This window comes from Acidovorax sp. KPB24-07, assembly GCF_057543315.1.
On the sequence record NZ_BAAJYS010000225.1, the window covers coordinates 1 to 6,062 of the forward strand.

General features: G+C 65.6%; 7 protein-coding genes. 1 reads left to right on the top strand and 6 read right to left on the bottom strand.

Annotated elements, in window-relative coordinates; genetic code table 11:
• The 4 genes from AC27IQ_RS17780 to AC27IQ_RS17795 all read right to left on the bottom strand — a co-directional run.
• The coding region (locus AC27IQ_RS17780) for a metallophosphoesterase family protein (RefSeq protein ID WP_487090250.1) at positions 1–596 on the bottom strand (596 nt) is incomplete at its 3' end.
• A gap of 360 nt (positions 597–956) precedes the next feature.
• Positions 957–1,373, bottom strand: a complete 417-nt coding sequence (locus AC27IQ_RS17785; RefSeq protein WP_272567092.1) for an organic hydroperoxide resistance protein — start codon at positions 1,371–1,373, stop codon at positions 957–959.
• Between the two features lie 95 nt (positions 1,374–1,468).
• Positions 1,469–1,942: a MarR family winged helix-turn-helix transcriptional regulator gene (locus tag AC27IQ_RS17790; protein WP_487090251.1), complete on the bottom strand. Its 474-nt coding sequence runs from the start codon at positions 1,940–1,942 to the stop codon at positions 1,469–1,471.
• Positions 1,943–2,223: 281 nt separating this feature from the next.
• Positions 2,224–3,072 (bottom strand): 3-hydroxybutyryl-CoA dehydrogenase, encoded by an 849-nt coding sequence (locus AC27IQ_RS17795; protein WP_487090252.1) that lies wholly within the window; start codon positions 3,070–3,072, stop codon positions 2,224–2,226.
• 730 nt (positions 3,073–3,802) lie between these two features.
• Here AC27IQ_RS17795 and AC27IQ_RS17800 point away from each other — a divergent pair.
• On the top strand, positions 3,803–4,609 hold the full coding sequence (locus AC27IQ_RS17800; RefSeq protein ID WP_487090253.1) for a hypothetical protein: 807 nt from the start codon (positions 3,803–3,805) through the stop codon (positions 4,607–4,609).
• 71 nt (positions 4,610–4,680) lie between these two features.
• Here the strand turns inward: AC27IQ_RS17800 and AC27IQ_RS17805 are convergent, their stop codons facing one another.
• Both AC27IQ_RS17805 and AC27IQ_RS17810 read right to left on the bottom strand, forming a co-directional pair.
• On the bottom strand, positions 4,681–5,523 hold the full coding sequence (locus AC27IQ_RS17805; protein WP_272567099.1) for an ABC transporter permease: 843 nt from the start codon (positions 5,521–5,523) through the stop codon (positions 4,681–4,683).
• A gap of 42 nt (positions 5,524–5,565) precedes the next feature.
• A partial coding sequence (locus AC27IQ_RS17810) for an anti-sigma factor (RefSeq protein ID WP_487090254.1) occupies positions 5,566–6,062 on the bottom strand: 497 nt, incomplete at its 5' end.

A 6,062-nucleotide genomic window follows, 5' to 3' on the forward strand; every position in this document is an offset into this window, starting at 1 on the left:
TGGCCCACGGAGCCCGCGACGCCCAGCCACTGGCGGTGCGGCGGCACCGGCACGGGCACGCCGGGCTGCGGCGCAAAGCGCATCAGCTTGGCGGTGGGCGTGAGGAAATACAGCGCCTGCTCGTGCACGTGGCCGCAAAACACGTAGCGGATGGCGGGGTCGAGCTGGCTGGCCGCGGCCATGCTGCGCTCGGCCGCGCCCGCGTCCTGCACGTAGTGCCAGTGGCTGGGCTGGTCGGCGCTGGCGTGCACCAGCAGCGTGTTCGCACCCAGGCGGCGCGTGAGCGGCAAGGTGGCCAGAAAGGCGCGGTGCCGGGGCGACAGCTGCGCATGCGTCCACTGCGCGCTCTGGTCGCCCATCTGGGTGGGCGTTGCGGGCGGGTCCAGCGCCGCGACGTCGTGGTTGCCCAGCACGCAGGGCGCGCCCTGGGCCGCCAGGGCCATGGCCTGCTCGACCACGGCCACGGGGTCGCCGCCGTAGCCCACCAGGTCGCCCAGCAGCGCGAACTGCTCGGCGCCCTGGGCGCGGGCATGCGCCAGGCAGGCATCGAGGGCATGGCGATTGGCGTGGATGTCGGCGAGCAGGGCGATCTTCATGGCGGACGCGGCGGGTGCGCGAGGCTGGGGTCAAGGGTGCGAAAAGGCATCGGCCCGCGGGGGCGGGGCCGCCTGCGATGATGGCTCCGAATGGTGCCATTGGCGGGGGTGAGTGCGCGGGAAGCGCAAAAAAGGTGCCATCGCGCGGGTGTCGCGGCGTGCATCGCTGCCGGGTGTCGCTACGGCGCCCCGCTGGCGCCCGCTTCGATGGAGTGGGTTGCTACATTTTTGGTAGCACCCGAGGCAAATGAAACCCCGGCATCACGGCGAATCAGGCCAGGGAGGCGTACCGGGCCCCACGCAAAAAGCCCCCCGGCCGCGTCGGATCGCGCGGGGGGGCTTTTTTCAGGCCAATGCCGATCAGGCCAGCGTGATCGTCACGTCGATGTTGCCGCGCGTGGCGTTGGAGTAGGGGCAGACCTGGTGGGCGGCGTCCACCAGTTGCTGCGCCTGGGCGCGGTCCAGGCCGGGCAGGCTGACCTTCAGGCGGGCGGCGATGCCGTAGGCGTTGGGGATCTTGCCCAGATCGACTTCGGCGTCCACGGACACGTCCTGCGGCACGGCGATCTTCAGCTGGCCGCCCACGGCCTTCAAGGCGCCGATGAAGCAGGCGGAATAGCCTGCGGCGAAGAGCTGCTCGGGGTTCGTGCCCGTGCCGCTGGTGCCGGGGGCGGAGAGCGTCACGTCCAGGCGTCCGTCATCGGTGCGCGAGGCGCCGTCGCGGCCGCCGGTGGTGTGGGCGCGGGCGGTGTAGAGGACTTGGTCGAGCGATGGCATGGTGATTCCTTTGCAGTGAATGCCCGCGGTGCGGGCGGTTGAGGGACAAAAAAGACAACGAAAGCGAGAACGAAAAAGCGGTGAGGACGGGGCCGCTAACCGGAGCCGATCCGGCTGCGCAGCTGCTGCAGCTGCCGGGTCAGCGCGGTGAGTTCGGGCAGGGTGCACTGGCTGCTTTCCAGCACGCAGGCAGGAATGGCTTCGGCGCGGTCGCGCAGGGCCCGGCCGGCGGGGGTGAGCGTGGTGCGCACACGGCGCTCGTCCTGCGCATCGCGCAGCCGCGTCACCAGGCCCGAGGCCTCCAGGCGCTTGAGCAGCGGGGTGAGCGTGCCGGAGTCGAGGAACAGGCGCTCGCCCAGTTCGGAGACCGTGATGCCGTCGCGCTCCCACAGCGACAGCATCACCAGGTACTGCGGGTAGGTGAGGCCGATGGACTCCAGCAGCGGCTTGTAGAGCTTGGTCATCGCCAGCGATGCGGAATAGAGCGCAAAGCAGACCTGGTTGTCCAGCTGCAGCAGCGCGGGGCTGGGCGTGGAGATCGGGTGGGCGATGGCGTCGGGGCGGGGCATGGGCTGGATTGTGATGCCCAATTCAATTGCTCGCAATTGAATTGGGCATCACCCCATTGGCGCTGGGGGTTTGACGTGCGGCGTGCAGGCGGCAGCGCCGAATGGGTGTACTGCGGGGCGGTGGAAGGTCCTTTGGCGCGTGCGTCCTGCCGCCGAGGGTGTGCATCAAAGTGGCCTCCGGCGCAATGAATTCTAGGGCGTTGCGCTATTAAAAATATAGCAAAAAGCCCTGGCCCGTTGGAGGAGGCCGGGGCTGCCCATTGCCCATGGCCCGGGGAAGGTCAGTAAGCGTACACGCCATGCCCGGTCTTGCGGCCCAGGCGGCCAGCGGCCACCATTTCCTTGAGCAGCGGGCAGGGGCGGTATTTGCTGTCGCCGAACTCGGTCAGGTACACGTTCATCACCGCCAGGCACACGTCCAGGCCGATCATGTCCGCCAGCGCCAGCGGGCCGATGGGCTGGTTGCAGCCGAGCTTCATGCCCGCGTCGATGTCCTCGGGCGTGGCCAGGCCCTCGGCCAGCACGAAGAACGCCTCGTTGATCATCGGCACCAGGATGCGGTTGACCACGAAGCCGGGCGCGTTCTTCACGGTGATGGGGCTCTTGCCCAGCGACTCGGACAGGGCCTTCACCGTGTCGTGCGTGGCATCGCTGGTCTGCAGGCCGCGGATGATCTCCACCAGCGCCATCATCGGCACCGGGTTGAAGAAATGCATGCCGATGAAGCGGTCGGGCCGCGACGTGGCGGCCGCCAGTTGCGTGATGGAGATCGACGAGGTGTTGGAGGCGATGATGACCTCCGGCGCCACGATGGCGTCCACCTGCTTCAGGATCTTCACCTTGAGCTCGTGGTTCTCGGTGGCCGCCTCGATCACGATCTGCGCGGTCTTGAGGTCGTCGTAGTTCGTCGAGGTGCGGATGCGCGAGAGGGCCGCGTCCTTGTCGGCGGCGGTGATCTTTTCCTTCTTGATGAGCCGGTCCAGGCTGCCGGCCACGGTGGCCAGACCCTTTTGCACGGCGGCCTCCGAGATGTCCACCATCACCGCGTGGATGCCCGACACGGCGCAGGCCTGCGCGATGCCGTTGCCCATGGTGCCTGCGCCGATGATGCCGACGGTCGTGATCGTCATATAAAGTCTTTCCGGCCAAATAGCCAAATCAAAAAACAGGGGTTGCGCGGATCGGCGTGATCGTATCGGCAATCGCGGGCGGCGCATTGTTGCTGCCGTTGCTGTAGGCATTCGGCAAGTGCTGCGCAATACCGCACTCCCTAGGCATGGGCATGTGCTCTGCGCGCGCACTGCGTCTGATCGATGATGTGATCTGTCGGGCAGGCGCGCGACAACCTTGTCGCCGCGTTCCTCCCTGGGTTTGGAATGCACAACGATAGATTATTCGCCCGGTAAACCAATGGTTCGTGAAGTCTGGGTTTTGCCAAATCGAAGCGGCAAAAATCCAACGACTGGCTTGGCGCGTGGTCAGATAAACACGGCTGTCAACCTATTCGGGCACTCTATGAAGCCATCCATTGTTAGTCGAGAAACCCCGGTTCGTGGTGCAAAGGAAACGGCGGCGGCACCGTCGACGCGACCGGCCTCGACTTCCCGACCATCTGCAACGACTGCCGATGATTCTTCGCCTCTGAACAGACGCTCGCCTCTCCGGGGTGACGGGGCACTGCGGCCCAGGGTGAGATCGCCATCCTATCAACGCAGTCCGCAACATGTTTCCAACGAAGAGAAATCAGGATTCCATCGGGCTTCGTCGCCATCGTCTCGGCCGCCTCTTGCGCCCACCTCGCGCAGTTGTGCAACCCACACCGACCTTGAATCACCGGCAACCTTCGGACGACTCGGCAACATGAAGAATGTGGTCGGCGTGATTGATCACAGTGCGGGAGAAAAACCGGACCCACGCTTGGGCCCTCATTTCCGCCTGTCGCTCGCTGAGCCCATGGTTCAATGCGCCGATGGCATCGTTCGCCGGTTCGCTGCTGGAGCGCGCAGTGAACACATTGCCTCGGGCGAGATTCACGATGTTCCGTCCCATCGGGTCACTCGTCACATCGCGGGAATCGAGGTTTCTGCAGACTTCAAACAGGCCGCCTTCATGGTCGAGGGCTTTCCGGTAAGCCCTGCCAAGATGGGAGGATTCACTGTTTATCCCATGCCAGGAGGGCGATTCATGGTCCCTCAACCGGGCGCCAATGATTGCGCGAGTGCTTGTGAGTTGATGATGCTCCTCGATAACGGGGTTGCATCGATCGGTGGCAATTCGCCTCCACTACCTATGACGGGAGTACGTCGGAACGATCACGAAATCATGGCGACGCTCCAAGAGAAAACGGGCCGTACTCCTGTCAAATTCAAACACGAGATCAATTACAAAACAGGCCTGTTCGGGGGAACACACGCCAGCAGGAAAGAGACTTGGCGGGATTTATCCCAAAAAATAGATGAACTGGGATCCTGCATTCTGACCAAGAACGGACACGATGTGATGCTCGACAAAGTGCGGGAAGACAATGGGAAGTTCTTCTTGACGATCAGGGATCCCTACCATGGCACATGCATGGAATTTGAAGACTCCGCTGAATTCTTTCCAAGTCTGTCGGGTTCGAAAAAAGCGGTCGTTGTAGAAGCCATTTTTCTGGGAAAGGCGTCATAGCAGGAGCGCGCGTTGCGAGGCACTGAAAAACCGTTGCCAGGGCTTTCAGGTTGCCCGGCCGTCGCTCGCTGTCAGGCCTGGAACCGCTTGCGCGTGAGCGCCAGCGCCGTCCAGAACGCCACCACCGTGGTGACCACCAGCACCAGGCCGTGGCGCAGCGGGTGCGCGGGCCACTGGTCCATGAACAGCGGGCGCACCAGTTCCACCGCGTTGGCCAGCGGCAGCCAGTCGGACACATGGCGCACCACGGCGGGCAGCTGCTCGCGCGGGAAGAACACGCCCGACAGGAACATCATCGGCGTGAGCACCAGGGTGAAGTAATAGGTGAAGAAGTCGTAGCCCTTGGCCAGCGCGTTGAAGATCAGCGCGATGCTGGAGAACATCACCCCCACGAACAGCAGCACGGGCCAGGCCACGAGCAGCTTGGGGCTGTGGCTGATCTTCAGCGCCAGCATCACGCCCAGGATGGCGGTGACGGTGAACACGGCCTTGAAGGCGGCCCACAGCATCTCGGCCAGCACCACGTTGTCCAGGCTGACCGGCGCGTTCATGATCCCGTCCCAGGTCTTTTGCACGTGCATGCGCGAGAAGGCCGAGTACAGCGCCTCGAAGCTGGCCGCGTTCATGGCGCTCATGCAGATGGAGCCGCTCGCCAGGAACAGGATGTAGGGCACCTGCGTGCCCCCCACGTTCACCTGGCCCACCAGCGCGCCCATGCCGTACCCGAAGGCGACCAGCCACATCAGCGGCTCGGCGATGTTGCCCACCAGGCTGGGGATGGCCAGCTTGCGCCACACCAGCAGGTTGCGCAGGAAGACGGGCCACCAGCGGGCGGACAGCTCGGGCGCGCGCCAGATCGAGGGGGTGGCCGGTCGGGCCGGCGTGGCGGGGCTGGGGTGGGGGGCGGTGGACATGGCGCTATTGTGCGGCGGCCGAGCGACGGGCCGCGGCCGGGCTCACAGCACCTTCACCGCCCGGCCGATGTACTGGATCGGGCCGGTGGGCTTGCCGATGGGCGAGCCGCTCGGGGGCTCCAGCGTCAACTCGAACAACTGGTTGGGCTGCAGCGGCGGCAGCTTTTCCAGCGCCAGCTGCAATGACTGGCCGGGCTGGACCAGTCCCAGCGAGACCGGGCCACTCCAGCTGTCGGCCTTGGTCCAGAATTCCAGCGCGCGGCCCGCGGGCACTTCGGCCACGCCCAGCGGAATGAGCTGGAGCGCGCTGGGCGAATTTGCCTGCACGACCCAGCCGGGCGCCTTGTCCTGCGGTGCCACCAGCACCACCATGAACTGCGGGGGCACGGCCTGCGGCGCCACGCGGGTGACCAGCACCGCGGCCAGCACGGCCGCCATGGCAAAGCCCGAGCCCGCCAGCCCGCGCCACAGGCCCAGGTGGTTCCACCAGTTTCGGGAAGGCTGGGCCGGCGCCGGCCGGGGGCGCTGGCGACGCGGCC

Bases quoted from the DNA above. Each gene is read 5' to 3' on its own strand.
- AC27IQ_RS17795 (WP_487090252.1), bottom strand. From the start codon at position 3,072: ATGACGATCACGACCGTCGGCATCATCGGCGCAGGCACCATGGGCAAC.
- AC27IQ_RS17790 (WP_487090251.1), bottom strand. From the start codon at position 1,942: ATGCCCCGCCCCGACGCCATCGCCCACCCGATCTCCACGCCCAGCCCC.
- AC27IQ_RS17800 (WP_487090253.1), top strand. From the start codon at position 3,803: ATGAAGAATGTGGTCGGCGTGATTGATCACAGTGCGGGAGAAAAACCG.
- AC27IQ_RS17785 (WP_272567092.1), bottom strand. From the start codon at position 1,373: ATGCCATCGCTCGACCAAGTCCTCTACACCGCCCGCGCCCACACCACC.
- AC27IQ_RS17805 (WP_272567099.1), bottom strand. From the start codon at position 5,523: ATGTCCACCGCCCCCCACCCCAGCCCCGCCACGCCGGCCCGACCGGCC.